Source organism: Hyphomicrobiales bacterium (genome assembly GCA_017642935.1).
Lineage (GTDB): Bacteria > Pseudomonadota > Alphaproteobacteria > Rhizobiales > MH13 > MH13.
This window is the reverse complement of record JAEPOK010000001.1, coordinates 1,778,152-1,795,976: the sequence shown is the minus strand read 5'-3', so window position 1 is coordinate 1,795,976 and position 17,825 is coordinate 1,778,152. Positions and strand designations below refer to the sequence as shown.

The following is a 17,825-nucleotide window of genomic DNA, read 5'->3' as shown; positions in this document are numbered from 1 at the left end:
GCAGCAGATTGGCAAAGAGCAAGCAGGGGAGCATCTTGGGGCTTGAAAGTTCTACATCAAACTATATAGTTCTGTATAGAACTAAAAGGAAGAGATTCATGACCCACTCAAATCCCGCCGAGCCAGCCAACCCTTCTCGCCGTAAGTTCATGCGCGTTTTAGGCGCTGGCGGAATCATTCTTGGTGCCACCGCCCTCGGCGCTGGCACGTGGCTGACAACTCGTGATCCAGCCGCTGCCCGCGAGCCATGGCAGCAAGCCGGGCAAGACCTTCCCGGCTTTGGCGACGATGTCCGCGTTCGTGCCCTTTCCTATGCAATTCTGGCGCCCAACGCGCACAACCGTCAGCCTTGGTTGGTGGACTTGTCCGAGCCCGGCGCCCTGACGCTTTATTGTGATCTTGATCGACGGCTCCCAGAAACCGATCCCTTCGACCGCCAAATCACCGTCAGCTTGGGGTGCTTTTTGGAGCTGTTCGCACTTGCCGCAGCCCAGGAGGGATTCGGTATCGAGGCGGATCTGTTCCCGAACGGCGAACCCTCTCCGCGGCTCGATGCTAGGCCGGTTGCGCGCCTGCAGCTCACTCCGGGCACCGGCACGCGTGATCCCTTGTTCGCGCAGATCGTCAATCGCCACACCAACAAAGAGCCCTTCGATACCGCCCGGTCGGTACCACCTGGCGATGCGGTTGCTATACTCGCCGCCAGCGGTGCCGCTGGATCGCTCCAAGCCGGATCAACGCTTGATGACGCTAAAATCCTGGAACTGCGCGACCTGACCTGGCGCGGCCACGAGATTGAAAGCTTCACCCCGCGCACCATGCAGGAAAGCATCGATCTGATGCGCATCGGCAAAGCTGAAGTGATGGCGAACCCCGATGGCATCGACCTTTCCGGCCCGCTTTTCGAAGCGCTGAACGTCGCTGGATTGCTCACTCGCGAGCAACTGGCGGATCAATCGTCCACCGCCTTCCAGCAGGGCTTAGACGCTTACCGCGAGATGATCTTTTCGGCCATGGGGTATGTCTGGCTAACCACCGATGGCGATAGCCGTTCTGACCAGATCGCAGCGGGACGGGCTTATGTGCGCATGCATTTGGAAGCGACAGCGCGCGGTATCGATATGCATCCGCTGAGCCAAGCGCTTCAGGAATATGAGGAGATTGCTGCGCTTTATGATGAGGCGAAAGTCGCGTTGGGTGCCGAGCCAACACAGACCGTGCAAATGCTGGCGCGTATCGGCTATGGTCCATCCATCAACGCCAGTCCGCGCTGGCCCGCCGAGACCCGTATCCGGCAAGCCTAACCTTGGAAAGCCCTGATGCCCGAAAAGCCTGATGATCCCGATCTGTTTCGGATGTTCACCGAGATCGGGATCATCAACCAGCTTGCTACAACGCTGTTCGAGCGGACCATGCCGCATGATCTGACCGTGGCGCAGTTTTCGCTGCTCAACCATTTGTCAAAACGCGAGCCGCAGCCGCCTCTAAAACTTGCCAATGCCTTTCAGGTGTCTAAGGGCACCATGACATCGACTATTGGCAGGCTGGAGGCGAAGGGTTTTGTGGATGTCACCCCGAACCCGAAAGACGGACGCGGCAAGTTCGTCGGCATCACTGAGGCCGGGCGAACAGCCCGAATGGACGCGCTCGCCGCCGCAGCGCCGCACTTCCAATGGCTCAGCGAGCATTTGGATGCGCAGGCTGTCTCTGCACTCACCGATCGGCTCGCCAGTCTGCGCGAGGTTCTGGATGCCGAACGCGACGGCCAGGCCTAACAGCAGCGAGCAGTTCTATTCCGCCGCCTGCTGGGCATAGCCGAGCTTGGCATTCAAGTCTTCCAACAACTCAACGGCCGCATCGGCAATGACTGTACCTGGCGGAAAGATCGCCGCGGCACCTGCTTCCTTCAGCGCATCAAAGTCCTGAGGTGGGATCACACCTCCGACAACGATCATAATGTCCTCGCGGCCTTCGGCTTTGAGGGCGCTTTTGAGCGCCGGCACAAGTGTCAGGTGACCGGCGGCCAGAGACGAGACACCAACAATATGCACATCATTCTCAACCGCCTGGCGTGCGGCTTCGTCTGGCGTGGCGAATAGTGGGCCGATGTCAACATCAAAGCCGATATCGGCAAAGGCTGAGGCGATGACCTTCTGGCCACGGTCATGGCCGTCCTGGCCCATCTTTGCGACCAATATGCGCGGGCGACGGCCATCGGCTTCTTCAAAGGCATCGGTCATCGCCAGGGCGCGTTGGATGGACTCCGACATTTCGCCTGCCTCCCGTTTGTAGACGCCTGATATGGCTTTGATCTCGGCGCGGTGGCGCCCGAACACTTTCTCCATCGCATCGGACATCTCACCAACCGTGGCACGGGCACGCGCTGCATCAACGCAGAGCGCCAGCAAGTTCCCGTCGGCGGCTGCGCCATTGGTCAGCGCATTCAAAGCAGCGTCGGTCGCTGATTGATCGCGTTCGCTTCGCAGCTTGGCAAGTTTCTCAAGCTGTTGCTCGCGCACCGAGGCGTTGTCGACTTTGAGGATATCAAGCGGCTGCTCGCGATCCGGCTTGTAGCTGTTCACCCCGATGATCGATTGCTGACCGCTATCGATGCGCGCCTGTGTCTTGGCCGCAGCTTCTTCGATCCGCATCTTCGGGATGCCCTTTTCGATGGCATTGGCCATGCCGCCCAGTTCTTCAATTTCGGTGATGTGCTCCATCGCCCGGTCCGCAAGGTCACGGGTCAGCCGCTCGACAAAGTAGGACCCACCCCAAGGGTCGATCACGCGCGTCGTGCCGCTTTCCTGCTGCAAGAAGAGTTGCGTGTTGCGGGCAATGCGGGCGGAAAAATCAGTCGGCAGTGCTAGCGCTTCATCCAGCGCGTTGGTGTGCAGGCTTTGCGTATGGCCCTGGGTCGCTGCCATCGCCTCCACGCAAGTGCGGATGACGTTGTTGTAGACGTCTTGCGCTGTCAGCGACCAGCCGGAGGTTTGGCTATGCGTGCGCAGCGCCGTGGATTTGGGGTTCGTCGGCGCGAACTCATCCTGCATCAGCTTCGACCAGAGCAGGCGTCCGGCCCTTAGCTTGGCGACCTCCATGAAAAAGTTCATGCCGATGGCCCAGAAGAAGGAGAGCCGGGGCGCGAATGTGTCGATATCCATGCCCGCGCCGACGCCGCGCCGGGCATATTCGATTCCGTCGGCCAGCGTGTAGGCAAGTTCCAAATCCGCCGTCGCCCCGGCCTCCTGCATGTGGTAGCCGCTGATCGAAATCGAATTGAACTTCGGCATCTTCTCTGCAGTGAAAGCGAAGATGTCGGAGATGATCCGCATCGAGGGCGCGGGCGGATAGATGTAGGTGTTGCGGACCATGAACTCTTTGAGAATGTCGTTCTGAATGGTCCCGGCCAGCTTGTCCGGCGAAACGCCCTGTTCTTCGGCCGCGATGATGTAGAGCGCCATGACCGGAAGCACGGCGCCGTTCATGGTCATGGAGACCGACATCGTATCGAGCGGAATACCGTCGAACAGCTGGCGCATATCAAGGATTGAGTCGATGGCCACACCGGCCATGCCGACATCACCTGATACGCGCGGGTGATCGGAATCATAGCCTCGGTGGGTTGCCAGATCGAACGCCACCGACAGGCCCTTTTGCCCGGCAGCAAGGTTGCGCCGGTAGAAGGCATTGGAGGCCTGCGCAGTTGAGAACCCAGCATATTGGCGCACGGTCCATGGACGCTGCACATACATGGTGGGGTAGGGGCCGCGCACATAGGGAGCAAGGCCGGGTAATGAACTGACGTGCTCAAGACCCTCCCTGCCGCTGGCGTCGTACGCCCGTTTGACGGCGATGCCTTCAGGCGTTTGCCAGTCATTACCAGAAGCCTTGGCAGGCGCGTCGTGGCTGGAGAAGTCAGGCGTCGGCAGTTTGGCGAAATCGGGCAGAGGGGGAGTCTGGGTGCTCATGATGCGGCTCCTTGTGCGCTCGCATTCCAAGGCCATGGCGCTATAGGCTCGGCATAGGTTTTCAGCCCATCTTTCAGGGCAAAGCGGACCGGCGCTACGTCTTCCACATCCACTGGGTACTCTGTTTCCAACTGGAAGACTGTGGTGCCCGTAAGATGTCGCTTACCGCTCTCAAGCTGCGCGATCTTCTCAGCTTGGGCTGCTTTGACCTTGGCCTGAATGTGGCCGGAAACCAGCGCTTCGATCACACCGCCCTCGCGCTCAATGGCTTGAAAAGCCTCCCACGCCTGTTTGCAGAGCGCCTGGGTGTAGCTCTCGTAAAGACCGGAGCCGGATGCCGGATCACCGACCTGATGCAGATGGCTTTCTTCCATCAAAACAAGTTGCGTGTTGCGCGCGGTGCGGCGCGCAAACGAGTCCGGATGGCCAACGGATTGGCTGAACGGCAGGGCGGTGATGCTGTCTGCCCCGCCAACAGCGGCAGCAAAAACTGCTGTCGTGGCGCGCAGCATGTTCACATGCGGGTCGAGGCGAGTGAGCATGCGCGAAGACGTTTCAGCCTGAATCTGCGGCGCAAAGGACGCGATGCCCGCTGCTTCCATCAGCTTGGCGTGTAGCAGGCGCAGGGCGCGCAGCTTGGCGATACCGGCAAACTGGTCGGCATCCACAGCCACGCCAAGAAGGGTTTTCTGCGCCGACAGTGTCGGGTCTTCGCCGCTCTTTATAGCGAACACCAGTGAGGCGAGAACAAACGCCAGCTCATCGGCGTCGGTGCCACCGGCATTATGGATTACGCGACCATCGGCGCGATAGACGGTGCCTTTGAAGCCGTGGCTCGCCAGTTCACCAAAATGGCGCGCTTGTGCCTCGCGGGTCGATGGACCATCGCCGCGCAAACCGCCCGAAGCAGCGAGCAGGCTCGCCGGGTCCAAGCCAAAATCGACACATATGTGCGCATTGGGCGTTGCGCGAGCGTCCAGATAGGTCGCCATCGCGCGGGCATCACGGGCGCGGGCGGGCGAGGGCTCTAGTGTCAGTCGTACCGCGTCAACGAGCACATCGTCCAAAATGGTAGGTAACATATTGAGGTCGATGCCGTAGCCAAGCGATCCTGCCGCGCCTTGGCTCACCAGGACAAGGCCCGACGCACCGCCTTCAAGTTCAGCCATCGTTTGCGCATAGGCAGCCTCAGCATCAGGATGATCAATCCGCTGCGCGACCACCCATGGCGTACCACCAGCACGCATGGCAATCGGCTGGTCATTGGCAGGCGCATAGATCGGCTCGAGCGTGATGCCCTCATCGGTTTGACTTGTCAGGCTTTCGAACGACGCGCCTTTCAGCGCCTTATCGACAAGTCCTTTCCAGCGTTCAAATCCGGTTTGATCAAAACCTGTCGCTTGCATTGGCTTGCCTATCGCGCTTGTTTCTTCGCTGGTGCAGCATTGATTTTACCCATCCCTCCCGCACAACAAAAGCCGCTCTGACCCGGATTGGCCTAAGCCTTTGGGATCAGAGCCGAAAGACAGCATGCTTATGACTCAGTCTCCTCATGCCATCCTTGTTCACGGCGCCTGGCAGGGCAGTTGGGTATGGTCTGATTTTGCACCATTTCTGGAAAATGCCGGTTTCAGGCCCCATGCCATCGATCTGCCAGGCAATGGCGCGGACGATACCCCACTCAGCGATGTCAGCCTTGATCTTTATCTGGATCATGTCGGCTCTTTGATTGAGCAACTCGACGGCGACATCGTCATCATCGCGCACTCGGGCGGTGGGGTGGTCGGCACGGCACTGGGAGAGCGTTACACGCAGCGCATTTCAGCCATCGCGTATATCGCTGGCATGATGCTGCCGTCGGGATGGAGTTTTGGAACGGTCTTGGCCAACGAGAAGGCCGAAGAGCGCGGATTGCTTGGCATCGGGCCTTACTTGGAATGGAACGACGAGCGCACGGTGAGTACGGTTCCACCGGAGGCGGGCGCCAAGATTTTCCTCAACGACATGGATTTCGACGATGCGCTCCAAGGCGCTCAAAATCTTACTCCGCAGGCCGAGCCTGGCAGGGCGCTCAAGACCGATTGGACTGCCGAGCGCTTTGGCAGAATTCCCCGCATCTATGTGGAATGCGAGCAAGATCTTTCCGTTGTGCAGCCCATCCAGCAGGCGATGCAGAAGGCGGTTCCCGGTGCGCGCAACATCACGCTGGATGCTGGCCACGCCCCGCATGTCTCGCAGCCACAAGTGCTGGCGGATGCATCGATCCCGGTGCTGCGAAAAATTATTGATGTCACTGTCTGAAACCAGCCGTGCGGTTTCTGACCGAGTTGTAACCCAAGGATCGGCTTAAGCTCGCTTATGGTTGGGGGACCCAAGTCACTAGGATGTATCCAATGCCCCCGATTGCCAAAATCTTTGCCGTTCTCCTTGCCTCTTGTTGTTTTGCAGCGCCAGCCTCGGCGGAAACCATTCTATCAGGCCAACAGCTCCAAACCACGCTCTCGGGTCGAACATTTGAAGGCCGCAACGGCATGATGCGAGCGACTATCTCCTATCGTGCAGATGGCACATTAGAAGTGCGTGCGATGATGCGCACTATGGTGGGGCGTTGGTGGATCGAGGAGGATACTCTTTGTGCTGATATGCCTGAAGGGCCGCGCGCTGGCCAGGGCTGCGGACAGATGATCGCCAATGGCGACGGCACCTATCGTTCACCCAATGGCATGGTGCTATCACCGCAATAGTATAATCTTTTGCCTATTGCGGCTGATAGAGCGGCACGGTCGAGATCGCCATTTTCGCCGACCCCTGCTCAACCTCACGAGCGTGTGTGATGTAGATCAGCGTCTGGTTGGCCTCATCGAAAATCCGGCGCACGCGAAGCGACTTCCAAATGATCGAGCGGCGCTCTGAGAAGATCGACTCGCCTTCCTCGGACCTATCGATATCGCCGATGACGATTTCGCCAGTTTGGCGGCAGGCGATCGAGGAGTTTGACGGGTCTTCGAACCAGTTGCCCTGCTGCAATCGGTCGATGATGCCGCGCTCAAAATAGGCGACATGGCAGGTCACACCTTCCACATCTGGGTCCTGGAAGGCTTCAATGACGATGTCATTGCCTAGCCAATCGACATCGACATTGCCGACCTCTTCTGCCTGGCTAAGTCCGACGCTCGCGGCCAGAGCCAGAGCGGCCATACTGGCTCGTTTCAAAGTCTTCGTTCGGAATTTCATGATTGTCTCGCAAGTCTAGGTTTCGACCAATGGGGCCAGCCAAAGATGCAAAGCTTGAAAGCCGCCATGGTTCCAACACGTGGTTGTTCAGCAGGGCAAGTGCAATGCAACGAGCGATTGTAGGATCGCTGTCGCACGCTATAGGGTGCTTGGCCTTACACGCTTCGCGACCGGGGGACGCACGTGACCGACCTGTTGCTTCTAACCTTCCTGTTTTTGATTGCAGGCGTCGTTGCCGTGCCCATCGCCTCGCGGTTAGGACTTGGTTCTGTGCTCGGCTATCTCATTGCCGGCATTGTTATTTCGCCAGTTCTGGCCTTTCTGCATGTGGATGTCATCGCCATCCAACACATCGCCGAGTTTGGCGTTGTGATGATGCTGTTTCTCGTCGGGTTGGAGCTTGAGCCGAAACTGCTTTGGTCCATGCGCGCGCGGTTAATAGGCCTTGGTGGTGGCCAGGTTGGACTGACCACACTGGCCGTGATGGCCGTGTGCATGGTGTTTGGCCAGCCGTGGACGGTTTCGCTGGCCGTCGGCTTGGTCTTTGCTCTGTCTTCCACAGCGATCGTTTTGCAGACGCTTAATGAAAAGGGCTTGATGAAAAGCGACGGCGGCCAGTCGAGCTTTCAGGTGCTCCTCTTCCAGGACATTGCCGTCATCCCAATGCTGGCGCTGATACCGCTGCTCGCAATGCCAGAACTGATGGATATCGCTACCGGCGCTGCCGGACATGGCGCAGGCGCCGCTCATGGATCTGAAGCCGCTGCTGGCGAGAGTGATCATGGCTCAGGCATGAGCCTCGTGGCCGGTTTGCCGGGCTGGCAAGCGGCCATCGTAACGCTGGCAGCTATAGGTTTTGTGATCCTTGGCGGCAGTGTTCTCACCCGTCCCATCTTCCGCTTCATCGCGGTGGCACAGCTCCGTGAACTGTTCACAGCAACAGCATTGATGATGGTGGTCGGCATCGCCCTATTGATGTCTCTCGTCGGGCTTTCCCCGGCACTCGGAACATTCTTGGCAGGCGTTGTGCTTGCTAACAGCGAGTACCGTCACGAGCTGGAATCCGACATTGAGCCCTTCAAGGGGCTCTTGCTCGGTCTGTTCTTCATGACGGTGGGCGCGGGCGTCAATTTTGCCCTGTTGTTCGACAATCTTGCCGTGACCATTGGACTGACCCTCGGCCTGATGGCATTGAAGGTCGCTGTCCTCCTTGTGCTCGCCATCATCTTCAAGATCAGAGGTGCTGACCGATGGCTGTTCGCGCTCGGTTTGGCGCAAGCCGGCGAGTTTGGCTTTGTGCTACTGTCCTTCACGGTTGCCAACGCAGTGATCCCGACAGGCCTTGCTGACCAACTCCTTTTGGTGGTGGCGCTTTCTATGCTCCTGACCCCGGCGCTCTTCATCGCCTACGACAAGCTGATTGCGCCGCGTTTCGATGACGCTCAAGCGCGCGAGCAGGATGAGATCGACGAGGTAAGCCAAGTGATCATCGCTGGTCGCGGGCGCGTTGGCGGAATTGTGGATCGCATGCTGTCCGCTGCCGGCTACAACCCAACGGTGATCGATTTCTCATCCAAGCAAATCGACAATATGAAAAAGTTTGGCGTGCGCACCTATTTTGGCGATGCCACTCGGCCGGATTTGCTCGCGGCTGCTGGCATTGCGGACGCCAAGCTTTTGGTGGTCGCCATCGACGACAAAGAGCAGATCACGGAACTCGTGCGCTATGCGATCCAGAACTACCCGAACTTGCATGTGATGGCGCGGGCCATCGACCGCGATCATGTCTACCATCTTTACGCGACGGGGTGCCGTGACATCATACGCGAAACCTATGACAGCTCATTGCGCATGGGGCGTTCGGCCTTCGAGGCCTTGGGCCATCCCGAACGGCATGCCGAGGCTATGACTGAGGCGTTTCAAGACATGGACCGCAAGGCCATGATCAGCGTTGCCGATGTCTATGATCTCACCATCCCGCCGACCGAGAACGAAGCCTATCTGGCCCGCATCCGTGAAGTTCTGGGCCCTTGGCAGGAGGAGCTTGGTGAGAAAATGCGCGCAATTGCCGAAGCGAAGCCGGAGGAAGTCTCTCCTGATGAATCCGAGCCTTTGGTTGGCGCCAAACCAAGCAACAGTTGACTCAGAAGAACGCTTGGAGTCCTGTCTGTGCCCGCCCAAGGATCAGCGCATGGATGTCGTGCGTGCCCTCATAGGTATTCACGGTTTCCAGGTTCTGTGCGTGCCGCATCACATGATACTCGGCCATGATGCCGTTGCCGCCGTGCATATCGCGAGCGTGGCGGGCGATATCGAGCGCCTTGCCGCAATTGTTCCGCTTCATCATGGAGATAATTTCCGGCGCTGCGATGCCCTCATCGAGCATTCGTCCGGCGCGCAACGCGCCTTGCAGACCAAGTGAAATCTCGGTTTGCATGTCGACCAGCTTCTTCTGGAACAATTGTGTCTGGGCGATGGGCTTACCGAACTGCACACGCTCCAGCCCATACGTTCGGGCGCGGTGCCAGCAGTCTTCTGCGGCACCCATAACACCCCAGGCGATGCCATACCGTGCCCGGTTGAGACAGCCGAACGGGCCTTTCAAGCCTTCTACGCCAGGCAACAGCGCGTCCTCGCTGACTTCGACTTCGTCCATAACAATTTCGCCGGTAACAGAGGCCCGCAGAGAGAGTTTGCCCTTGGTGGTCGGCGCAGACAGACCCTTCATCCCCTTCTCAAGAACAAACCCGCGGATCTTGCCGTCATGGGCATCTGATTTCGCCCAGACCACAAACACATCGGCGATGGGGCTGTTGGATATCCACATTTTTGCGCCCGACAGGCTGTAGCCGCCATCGATTTTCTTGGCCGTCGTCTTCATGCCTGATGGGTCGGAGCCGGCGTCTGGTTCGGTGAGGCCGAAGCAGCCGATCAGTTCGCCAGTGGCCAGTTTGGGCAGGTACTTTTCTTTCTGCGCGTCCGAGCCGTAGGCATTGATCGGGTACATCACCAGCGAGGATTGCACGCTCATCATGGAGCGGTAGCCAGAGTCGACGCGCTCAACTTCGCGGGCCACCAAACCATAGCTCACATAGCCCGCGCCAAGGCCGCCATATTGTTCGGGGATCGTGACTCCGAGCAGACCCATTGCGCCCATCTCAGCGAAGATTTCCGGCGCCACCTCCTCGCTGAGATAGGCGTGCTCCACGCGCGGCAGAAGTTTGTCTGTTGCGTAAGCGCGCGCGCTTTCGACGATCAGCCGCTCGTCTTCTTGCAGCTGTTCGGACAGATGGAAGGGATCGGCCCAATCAAACGGGGCGAGCGATGGGCCATGGCCAGCAGTGGTTCCGTCAAGCATGAAAATGCTCTCCTGTTGTGAGTTTGAAACGACCGGCGCGGTAGCCGAGCACAGCTGCGCTCAGAAGCCCGTTGCCGGAAAGATAGCCACTGTCGGCAGAGCCGGACACCCCGCCCGCGGCACCGCCCGTTGCAAAGAGGTTTGGAAAGGGCGAACCGTCGATGCGCAGAACGCGCGCGTCGCCATCCACCTTCAGCCCGCCTTGCGTGTGAAACAGAGCGCCGGTGACTTTCACGGCGCAGTAAGGTGGAGCAAGAGCGAGTGACGAGTCGAAGGTTCGGCCAAAGGCATCTGTACCTGCAGCGCTGTCAAAGCTGGTCTGAAGCGCATCGGCATCCAGGCCAAGTGTCTGCGCCAACGCCTCAACGCTCTCAACGCGCTTCACCGCGCCTTGCGCTTCGGCGTCCTGAAAATCTTTAAACTGGCGGGCGATATCAGCGATGCTTCCATCGAAAATGGCGTAGGCAATGCCGCCAGGTTGTCCCAGCACACGGCGCGCGGCTTCCGAATAGCCCTGGCTTTCATCCCAGAAGCGCTCACCATCGGCGTTTACCTGGAAGCCGCCCTGTGTGATCACGGCCCAAGTTACCAAAATGCCGTGCGGGTGGGCCACATTGCCATGGCCTTGATAGCTACCAAGATCCGCCATCCGCGCACCCAGCGCCTTGCCCCACGCAATGGCATCGCCCTGGTTGCCCTCGTGGCCGAAATAGAGCGCATCGGCGATGGCAGGCGTGAGATCGCGGACCATTTCGGTATTTCCGCCAAACCCATTGCAGGCCAAGATCAGCCGCCCGCAGGCGATATGCTCTTCGCTGCAATTAGGCAAAGTCGCCAAAACGCCGGTGATAACGTCGCCATCGGCATAGAGTGTCTGCACGGTGCGCTCGGTGGCAATCAATATATCGCTGGCTTCACAGGCCTCGCGCAGAGCGTTGATGAGCGCTTCACCGGATCGCGATGGAAGCCCGTGCATACGGCGGTGCGTGTGTCCGGGATAATCGAAATCATCGACCAGCGTGAACGGAAGGTCGTGGCTTTCCCTGAGCCAAGCGATCACTTCAGCAGAGCCTTCGGTGAGCGCTTTCACCAGATTTGGGTCCGGTTCACCACAGGCCTTTTTCATGATGTCGCTAGCAAACAGTTCCGGCGTGTCAGTGATCCCCGAGGCTTTTTGCTGTGGTGTTCCAGCGGCAGGGATCAATCCGGCGCTCAGCGCCGTTGACCCAGATGGCACGGCGTCACGTTCCAGCACCAGCACATCTTGGCCGGCTTCATGCGCGGCCAGCGCGGCAACCAGCCCAGCGCAGCCTGCGCCGATAACAAGCGTTTCGACCTCAAGATCAGCGTCACCAGAAGGGGTTGGCAGAACGCTCATCCCTCGCTCTCGTCATAGCGCTTGCCTGTGGTCAGCATCGCATCGGTGCCAAGGCGCTCATTGAGGGCGGAGAAATCAAACATCCGTTCTTTGAACGGCGTGTTGGAACCGTTGGATTTGAGGGAGGCATAATAGTCCTCGGCAGTGCGCGCGATCGCCCGCACGATCCCGCCAGGAAAGATGACCAGTGAGAACCCAATGGCTTCCAGGTCAGCGGCGGTGCGCATGGGGGTTGCCCCGCCCTCCACCATATTGGCCATCAGCGGAGCGCGGCCCTTAAAGCGCGTCACAATGCCGGTGAGTTGTTCCATGCTTTGCGGCGCTTCGATAAAGAGGGCATCAGCCCCAGCCTCCACATAGTGTTCAGCACGCTCAAGCGCCGCGTCAAAACCCTCAACAGCGATGGCGTCAGTGCGGGCAATGATCAGCGTCTCATCCGACGCGCGCGCGTCGGCCATGGCTTTGATCTTACCCGTCATCTCACCGGTTGAGATGAGTGATTTGTCCGCCAAGTGCCCGCAGCGCTTCGGGTAGGTCTGATCTTCAAGTTGCAAAGCGCTAGCGCCAGCGCGCTCGTAAAGCCGCATGGTGCGCTGCGCATTCAGCGCATTGCCGAAGCCGGTGTCGGCATCAATGATCACGGGAAGCTCAGTGCGGTCGCGGATCAGCGCCATCGTGTCCGTCATCTCATTGACCGATGTGAGGCCAATGTCAGGACGACCAAGGCGCGTGTAAGCGACCGCGGCACCAGAAAGATAAAGCGCTTCAAAACCCGCTGCCTCGGCCAGCGAAGCTGTGAGCGCGTCATAGACGCCAGGTGCGACGAGGATCGGGTCTGCGTTCAGCCGTTCGCGTAGGGTCACGATGTTGCCCCCTGAACCAGGTCAATGGCCTCTGCACACGACATGACCTGCGTGACCGTGCCAAGAGAGATGAGTGTCGCGTCATGCACATCTTGTCTAAAAGCCGCGCACCCGTCGGACAGCAAAATTGTATCCACGTTGCGCAGATGTGCATCGCGCACAGTCGAAGCCACACCACCATTGGTCACAATCCCACTAATGATCAGCGTTTCAATACCAACGGCGCGCATGATGTATTCCAGGCGCGTTTGGTAGAAGGCCGAGTAGGCCACCTTCTCCACCACATAATCGGCAGGAGCGAGCGCATCCACCAGCGTGTGCCCGAAGCTGCCTGGTGCGAAATCACCTTTGGTGAGGAACGGGCGCAGCTTTTTCAGGTGTGGCGCGATCAGGGGCTCGTCATTCGGTCCAGGCACCAGGGTGAATTGCGCCGATATGTAATGCCCGCCTGCCGCACGCACCGCATCGACCACCGGCTTTACACGGTCTGGCAGAGCCGCGATGGTGGGTGCCGATTGGCCAGCCCTGCCATAGGCGCCCTCTGGGTGTAGGAAGTCATTTTGCAGATCGATGGTAAGGACAGCCGTTTTAGCTGGGTTGAAACCCGAAAGATCACTCATGATGCCGCCTGCCGCTCAAGGATAAGATTGCCAAAGCTGTCCGCCCGACCTTTGAACCCAGGCTCCACCAAGATCGTCGTATCGGGCTGGGTCAAAATGGCCGGGCCGTCGATCACTGTGCCCACGGGCAGCGTCAGGCGGTCGTACAGCGCGGTGTCATGCCAGGCACCATTCATCCGCACGCTGCGTGACCCATAGGGCGTCGAGGTGGCGTTGGCTTCATCCGGTGCCAGTGAGGAAAGGTCGAACTTCGGTCGTCTGCCGATGGTGCTGGTACGCAAGTTCAAAATGCGTTGTACGCCGCCTTCCAAAAGGCGGCTGAAAGCTGCGCGATAGGCGTTCTCAAACGCACCCTTTATTGCATCGCTTGTGGGCGCAATCACCCGCAAGCCTGTCATTTCAACAGTGATCGGCACCGCCACCGTATGGGTCTGTCCGGCATAGGCCATGTCCAGTTCCACCTGCACATCACGTGCGCCGAACTGCACGCCAGAGGCATCAAGCAATGCCATGCCTTCATCGACATGGGCTTGGATCATCGCGCTAAGCTCAACCTCATCAAGCGCCGCCAGGGTTGTGTTGATCGTCTGCACAAAATCCTGACGCATGTCGGCGATCACGCAGCCGAGCGCAGATGTCACGCCGGGAAAACGAGGGACCAGCGCACGAGCAAGCTCGCACTCCTCCACCAGTGCGCAGGCGTGCAACGCCCCGCCACCACCAAAGGGCATGAAAGAAAAGGTCTGCGGGTCGTGACCACGCTCAATGCTCACCAGGCGGATGGCGCCTGCCATGCGTGCGTTGGCCACTTTCAAAATGGCTTCGGCGGCATCTTCGGTTTCCAAGCCAAGGGGCGCGCCGACATAGGTGTCGATGGCCGTTCGTGCAGCCTCCATGTCCAGCCTTTCAAGACCGCCTCCAATAGGTTTCTCCGCATCGATGCGGCCAAGCACGATGTTGGCGTCGGTTACCGTCGGTCGGTCGTTGCCGCGGCCATACGCGACGGGGCCGGGGTTGGAGCCTGCGCTTTCCGGTCCGATGTTGAGCAATCCACCCTTGTCCACCCAGGCGATGGAACCACCGCCAGCGCCGATGGTGGTGATTTCGATCATCGGTGTGCGCACAACCATGCCAAAATCAATGCTGGTCTGCGCGGCCAGGGCTGATTGACCATTGGCGATCAGCGAGACGTCGAAGCTCGTGCCACCGACATCGCCGGTGATGATGTTGTCGTAACCTGCGCTTGAGGCGATATAGGCCGCTGCGATAACGCCCGCTGCTGGGCCAGAAAGCGCGGTGCGCACGGGCAAGCGGCAGGCCGTTTCGACCGCCATAACCCCGCCGTTGGATTGGACCAGCAGGAACTCGCCACCAAAGCCTCCATCGCGCAGACCTGATTCCAATCGCCCCAAATATCCAGCCACTTCCGGTTGGAGATAGGCATTCAGAACCGTTGTGGACGTGCGTTCAAACTCGCGGATTTCAGGCAGAATTTCGCTTGAGACCGACACGTGAGGGTTCGGCCAAACCGCGCGCAAAGCCTGAGCGGCTGCCTGTTCGTTGTCGGGGTTGGCGTAGGCGTTGATGAAGATAAGCGCGACCGCCTGGCAGCCCATAGCAAGCAGCTCGCGCGCGGCGGATTCCACAGCCACGATGTCCACCGGCGTTTCAACGCTGCCATCAGCCAGCGTGCGCTCGGGCACTTCTAAGCGCCGGTCGCGCGGAACTACAGGTTCGAAATCGCCACGCAGGCCCCATGTCGCGCGGCGGTCACGACGGCGCATTTCCAGCGTGTCGCGGAAGCCTTGGGTGGTGATGAGGCCGATCTTCGCGCCCTTGCGCTCCAGCAATGCGTTGGTGCCAGCGGTGGTGCCGTGCACGACCGTCCGCATGGCAGAAAGATCAACGCCAGCGCTTTTCACGCCCGCAAGAAAACCGCCGGATTGATCAGGCCGCGTCGTTGGGACCTTGGCAACGCCGGCCTTACCGGTTGCCTCATCAAGAATGAAAATGTCGGTGAACGTTCCGCCGACATCAACGCCAACAATGCTCATGCGTCGGCCCCCCGCCACGCAGGGCCGTAGGCGGCATCGGCTGAGGCTTCACTAAGGAAGCCCAGCGCGACGTCGCGGGCGATGGCCGCAAGCTCGCGCTTCTCGGGCGACCCATACCCGCCGCCGCCTGGTGTCTCCAAGCGGACGCGCTGCCCGCGTTTCAGAGGGATGCCAACTATTTTTGATGCGAGTGCTGGCTCGGCCCAGCCCTCGTCGGTTTCGTAGGCAAACTGGTTCTTAGCGGCTTCCGCGCCACCCGCCACACCCTGCGGGGCAAAACGTCCGCGCTCGCCAAACAGAAAGGCTTCGGCGTCTTCTTCCAGAAGCTCGATCTCGTAGACCGCGCCAAGGCCGCCACGATGCGTGCCGTGCCCAGCACTGTCAGGCCGCAGTGCCCATTGCCGGAACATCACAGGATAGGCCGCTTCCAAAATCTCAGCAGGCGGAATGGTTGCCGTAGAAATTGGCGCGTTGCCATGGTTCAGGCCATCGCTTTCCAGCGATCCACCATGCCCGCCACCGTAAAAAGAGAACATCACCCAACGTTGGCCATTGGCCTTCTGTCCGGCGATGGAAAGCGCGTTGATGGTGCCATAGGCGTTGGCAACAATCCGCTCAGGCACGGCTTTGGCGGCAGCCGAAAAGATCACATCGATCATCCGCAAGATTGTCTCGGTGTAGCCGCCAGTCGGTGCCGGAAATTCAGCCGAAAGCAACGACCCCTCGGGTACACTGATGGTGATCGGTCGCATCACACCTGCATTGGCGGGCAGTGCGGGGAAGATGTGCTTGATCGCCACGTAGCAGCAGGCAATCGTCGTCGGTAGGGCAATGTTCACCGGCCCGGCGGTCACAGGCGCAGTGCCTTCAAAATCTATGGTCAGATGATCTCCGCGCACCTCCAAGGCAACTTTGATCGGCAGCGCGGTGTCCGTGATCCCATCATTGTCCAGATAGTCGGTTGCTTCCCACCGCCCATCAGGCAGGTCTGCAAGCTCAGCGCGCATCAACGCCTCGGCCCGGTCGCCGAGCTTGGTGAATGCTGCACCCACGGTATCAGCACCATAGCTATCAAGCAGCGCGTCAAGGCGTTTAACACCCAGGTCGAGCGCTGAAAGCTGACCGTTCAAATCACCGCGGGCGGATTGGGGGAGCCGAGTGTTGCGCAAAATGATGTCGATAATGTCGGTTTGCATCACGCCAGCGCGCACCAGTTTCACCGGTGGCAGAACCACCGCTTCCTGGAAAACCTCGCGCGCAGAAGGGTTGTAATTGCCCGGCACCGCACCGCCCAGATCGTGCCAGTGGCCGACCGATGCAAGGTAGCAGAAAAGCTTGTCATCACGGAAATAGGGCCGCACCAGCCGCATGTCGGAAAGATGCGTACCGCCAATGTGGGCATCGTTAAAAATGTAAACGTCGCCGTCAGCCAGATCGCCGTCGCGCGCGGCCTTTTCGATCACCGCTTTGACAGCAAACGCCATGACACCAACGAAAATCGGCAGGCCCGATTTGCCCTGAATCAGGGTATCGCCGGTTTCAGCATCATAAAGCCCGTGCGAGGCGTCGTGCGCTTCGGCAATGATCGGGTTGAACGCGCTGCGGAACAGCGTTGCGTCCATCTCATCGGCGATCTGTTCCATGCGGCCCGCCAGAACCGCAAGCGTAATCGGGTCGATGTCGGTTTCAGCCATTTATCATCTCGCCCATATCGTTCCAGACGTCTTGGCGGGTCAGTTTGCCGCCTGCTGTTTCAAAGCGGTCGATAAAGCGGATGCCCTCGAGGGCTGTGCCGTCCAGCCACTCGCCCGAAAGCGTGCCGTAGCAATAGACAGTAGGCCCCTCGTCACCTGGTGCGGTGTCAAAGCGCTCGTAGGTTTTGCTCACAAAGCTGTAGCGTGGCTTGGCCCAAGCGATCATTTCTTCCAGTGTGTTCATTCTCACGCCGCCGGGAAAGGTCATCGTGAAAGTGTCGGCGAGCATGGCCTTGGCTGACCCCAGGTCGCGCGCTTCCATGTGGCCAAGAAACTGGCGAACCAACTGGGCAGCGTCTGGCAAAGCTGGCGCAGGCTGCCGGTGCTTGCCACCGCGCATATAGTTGGCAGCTGGCACCTCGTGCAGGGTGATGATGATGGCATCTGGATCGGCTGGCACCACTTGGCGAACAGCACCCGTTAGCACCGTGCAAAGCCGTTCTTTGGCCTCGTCGTCATAGCCTTCGATCATCGTAACCGCGATTGATGGCATGCATTCGCCCCCTCAAAACTTGTATCTTATATAAAACAGGTTTTGAGAATATCATAGGACAAAAATCTTGCATTTCGCAAAACAGGCGTTAGGCTGAACCAAT

Annotated in this window: 15 protein-coding genes; 5 read left to right on the top strand and 10 right to left on the bottom strand. The window is 59.3% G+C overall.

Going from position 1 to position 17,825, the window contains the following annotated elements; genetic code table 11:
• The first annotated feature begins 98 nt into the window (after nucleotides 1–98).
• The gene (locus tag JJ917_08535; GenBank protein MBO6698862.1) at nucleotides 99–1,304 is read left to right on the top strand and encodes a twin-arginine translocation pathway signal protein; all 1,206 of its coding nucleotides are present in this window, start codon (nucleotides 99–101) and stop codon (nucleotides 1,302–1,304) included.
• A 15-nt stretch (nucleotides 1,305–1,319) separates the two neighbouring features.
• Nucleotides 1,320–1,775, top strand: coding sequence for a MarR family transcriptional regulator (locus JJ917_08530; protein ID MBO6698861.1), 456 nt, complete (start codon nucleotides 1,320–1,322; stop codon nucleotides 1,773–1,775).
• Between the two features lie 15 nt (nucleotides 1,776–1,790).
• Here the strand turns inward: JJ917_08530 and scpA are convergent, their stop codons facing one another.
• Together scpA and JJ917_08520 are read right to left on the bottom strand one after the other, a co-directional pair.
• Nucleotides 1,791–3,968 carry a methylmalonyl-CoA mutase gene (scpA, locus tag JJ917_08525; GenBank protein MBO6698860.1) on the bottom strand — a complete coding sequence of 726 codons (2,178 nt, stop codon included), beginning with the start codon at nucleotides 3,966–3,968 and terminating at the stop codon, nucleotides 1,791–1,793.
• Nucleotides 3,965–5,374, bottom strand: coding sequence for a methylmalonyl-CoA mutase (locus tag JJ917_08520; protein MBO6698859.1), 1,410 nt, complete (start codon nucleotides 5,372–5,374; stop codon nucleotides 3,965–3,967). The genes scpA and JJ917_08520 overlap by 4 nt, the downstream gene beginning before the upstream one ends.
• 130 nt (nucleotides 5,375–5,504) lie before the next feature.
• On the opposite strand from JJ917_08520, the gene JJ917_08515 reads away from it, so the two are divergent.
• Both JJ917_08515 and JJ917_08510 read left to right on the top strand, forming a co-directional pair.
• On the top strand, nucleotides 5,505–6,269 hold the full coding sequence (locus tag JJ917_08515) for an alpha/beta fold hydrolase (protein ID MBO6698858.1): 765 nt from the start codon (nucleotides 5,505–5,507) through the stop codon (nucleotides 6,267–6,269).
• A 92-nt stretch (nucleotides 6,270–6,361) separates the two neighbouring features.
• Nucleotides 6,362–6,712, top strand: a complete 351-nt coding sequence (locus tag JJ917_08510; GenBank protein ID MBO6698857.1) for a hypothetical protein — start codon at nucleotides 6,362–6,364, stop codon at nucleotides 6,710–6,712.
• Between the two features lie 13 nt (nucleotides 6,713–6,725).
• On the opposite strand, the gene JJ917_08505 is transcribed toward JJ917_08510, so the two are convergent.
• The gene (locus JJ917_08505) at nucleotides 6,726–7,202 is read right to left on the bottom strand and encodes a CreA family protein (protein ID MBO6698856.1); all 477 of its coding nucleotides are present in this window, start codon (nucleotides 7,200–7,202) and stop codon (nucleotides 6,726–6,728) included.
• 183 nt (nucleotides 7,203–7,385) lie between these two features.
• Here JJ917_08505 and JJ917_08500 point away from each other — a divergent pair, with 183 nt between their 5' ends.
• Complete coding sequence (locus JJ917_08500; GenBank protein MBO6698855.1) at nucleotides 7,386–9,344, top strand: cation:proton antiporter; 1,959 nt, start codon at nucleotides 7,386–7,388, stop codon at nucleotides 9,342–9,344.
• Between the two features lies 1 nt (nucleotide 9,345).
• Here JJ917_08500 and JJ917_08495 read toward each other — a convergent pair whose 3' ends face one another.
• The 7 genes from JJ917_08495 to JJ917_08465 are packed head-to-tail and all read right to left on the bottom strand — an operon-like array spanning nucleotide 9,346 to nucleotide 17,722.
• Entirely contained in the window at nucleotides 9,346–10,560 is a 1,215-nt protein-coding gene (locus JJ917_08495; GenBank protein ID MBO6698854.1) for an acyl-CoA dehydrogenase, read from the bottom strand.
• Entirely contained in the window at nucleotides 10,553–11,938 is a 1,386-nt protein-coding gene (locus tag JJ917_08490; protein MBO6698853.1) for an FAD-dependent oxidoreductase, read from the bottom strand. The genes JJ917_08495 and JJ917_08490 overlap by 8 nt, the downstream gene beginning before the upstream one ends.
• Nucleotides 11,935–12,801, bottom strand: coding sequence for an isocitrate lyase/PEP mutase family protein (locus JJ917_08485; protein ID MBO6698852.1), 867 nt, complete (start codon nucleotides 12,799–12,801; stop codon nucleotides 11,935–11,937). Before JJ917_08485 ends, JJ917_08490 begins: the two co-directional genes overlap by 4 nt.
• Nucleotides 12,798–13,421 (bottom strand): cysteine hydrolase, encoded by a 624-nt coding sequence (locus tag JJ917_08480; GenBank protein ID MBO6698851.1) that lies wholly within the window; start codon nucleotides 13,419–13,421, stop codon nucleotides 12,798–12,800. Before JJ917_08480 ends, JJ917_08485 begins: the two co-directional genes overlap by 4 nt.
• Nucleotides 13,418–15,475 carry a hydantoinase/oxoprolinase family protein gene (locus JJ917_08475; GenBank protein MBO6698850.1) on the bottom strand — a complete coding sequence of 686 codons (2,058 nt, stop codon included), beginning with the start codon at nucleotides 15,473–15,475 and terminating at the stop codon, nucleotides 13,418–13,420. The genes JJ917_08480 and JJ917_08475 overlap by 4 nt, the downstream gene beginning before the upstream one ends.
• On the bottom strand, nucleotides 15,472–17,169 hold the full coding sequence (locus JJ917_08470) for a hydantoinase B/oxoprolinase family protein (protein MBO6698849.1): 1,698 nt from the start codon (nucleotides 17,167–17,169) through the stop codon (nucleotides 15,472–15,474). Before JJ917_08470 ends, JJ917_08475 begins: the two co-directional genes overlap by 4 nt.
• On the bottom strand, nucleotides 17,162–17,722 hold the full coding sequence (locus JJ917_08465) for a tautomerase family protein (protein MBO6698848.1): 561 nt from the start codon (nucleotides 17,720–17,722) through the stop codon (nucleotides 17,162–17,164). The genes JJ917_08470 and JJ917_08465 overlap by 8 nt, the downstream gene beginning before the upstream one ends.
• Nucleotides 17,723–17,825: the final 103 nt, after the last annotated feature.

Excerpts from the sequence above, each read along its gene's own strand:
- JJ917_08465 (MBO6698848.1), bottom strand. The coding sequence starts at position 17,722 with ATGCCATCAATCGCGGTTACGATGATCGAAGGCTATGACGACGAGGCC.
- JJ917_08480 (MBO6698851.1), bottom strand. The coding sequence starts at position 13,421 with ATGAGTGATCTTTCGGGTTTCAACCCAGCTAAAACGGCTGTCCTTACC.
- JJ917_08510 (MBO6698857.1), top strand. The coding sequence starts at position 6,362 with ATGCCCCCGATTGCCAAAATCTTTGCCGTTCTCCTTGCCTCTTGTTGT.
- JJ917_08505 (MBO6698856.1), bottom strand. The coding sequence starts at position 7,202 with ATGAAATTCCGAACGAAGACTTTGAAACGAGCCAGTATGGCCGCTCTG.
- JJ917_08475 (MBO6698850.1), bottom strand. The coding sequence starts at position 15,475 with ATGAGCATTGTTGGCGTTGATGTCGGCGGAACGTTCACCGACATTTTC.
- JJ917_08535 (MBO6698862.1), top strand. The coding sequence starts at position 99 with ATGACCCACTCAAATCCCGCCGAGCCAGCCAACCCTTCTCGCCGTAAG.
- JJ917_08490 (MBO6698853.1), bottom strand. The coding sequence starts at position 11,938 with ATGAGCGTTCTGCCAACCCCTTCTGGTGACGCTGATCTTGAGGTCGAA.
- JJ917_08515 (MBO6698858.1), top strand. The coding sequence starts at position 5,505 with ATGACTCAGTCTCCTCATGCCATCCTTGTTCACGGCGCCTGGCAGGGC.
- JJ917_08470 (MBO6698849.1), bottom strand. The coding sequence starts at position 17,169 with ATGGCTGAAACCGACATCGACCCGATTACGCTTGCGGTTCTGGCGGGC.
- JJ917_08530 (MBO6698861.1), top strand. The coding sequence starts at position 1,320 with ATGCCCGAAAAGCCTGATGATCCCGATCTGTTTCGGATGTTCACCGAG.
- scpA (MBO6698860.1), bottom strand. The coding sequence starts at position 3,968 with ATGAGCACCCAGACTCCCCCTCTGCCCGATTTCGCCAAACTGCCGACG.
- JJ917_08520 (MBO6698859.1), bottom strand. The coding sequence starts at position 5,374 with ATGCAAGCGACAGGTTTTGATCAAACCGGATTTGAACGCTGGAAAGGA.
- JJ917_08495 (MBO6698854.1), bottom strand. The coding sequence starts at position 10,560 with ATGCTTGACGGAACCACTGCTGGCCATGGCCCATCGCTCGCCCCGTTT.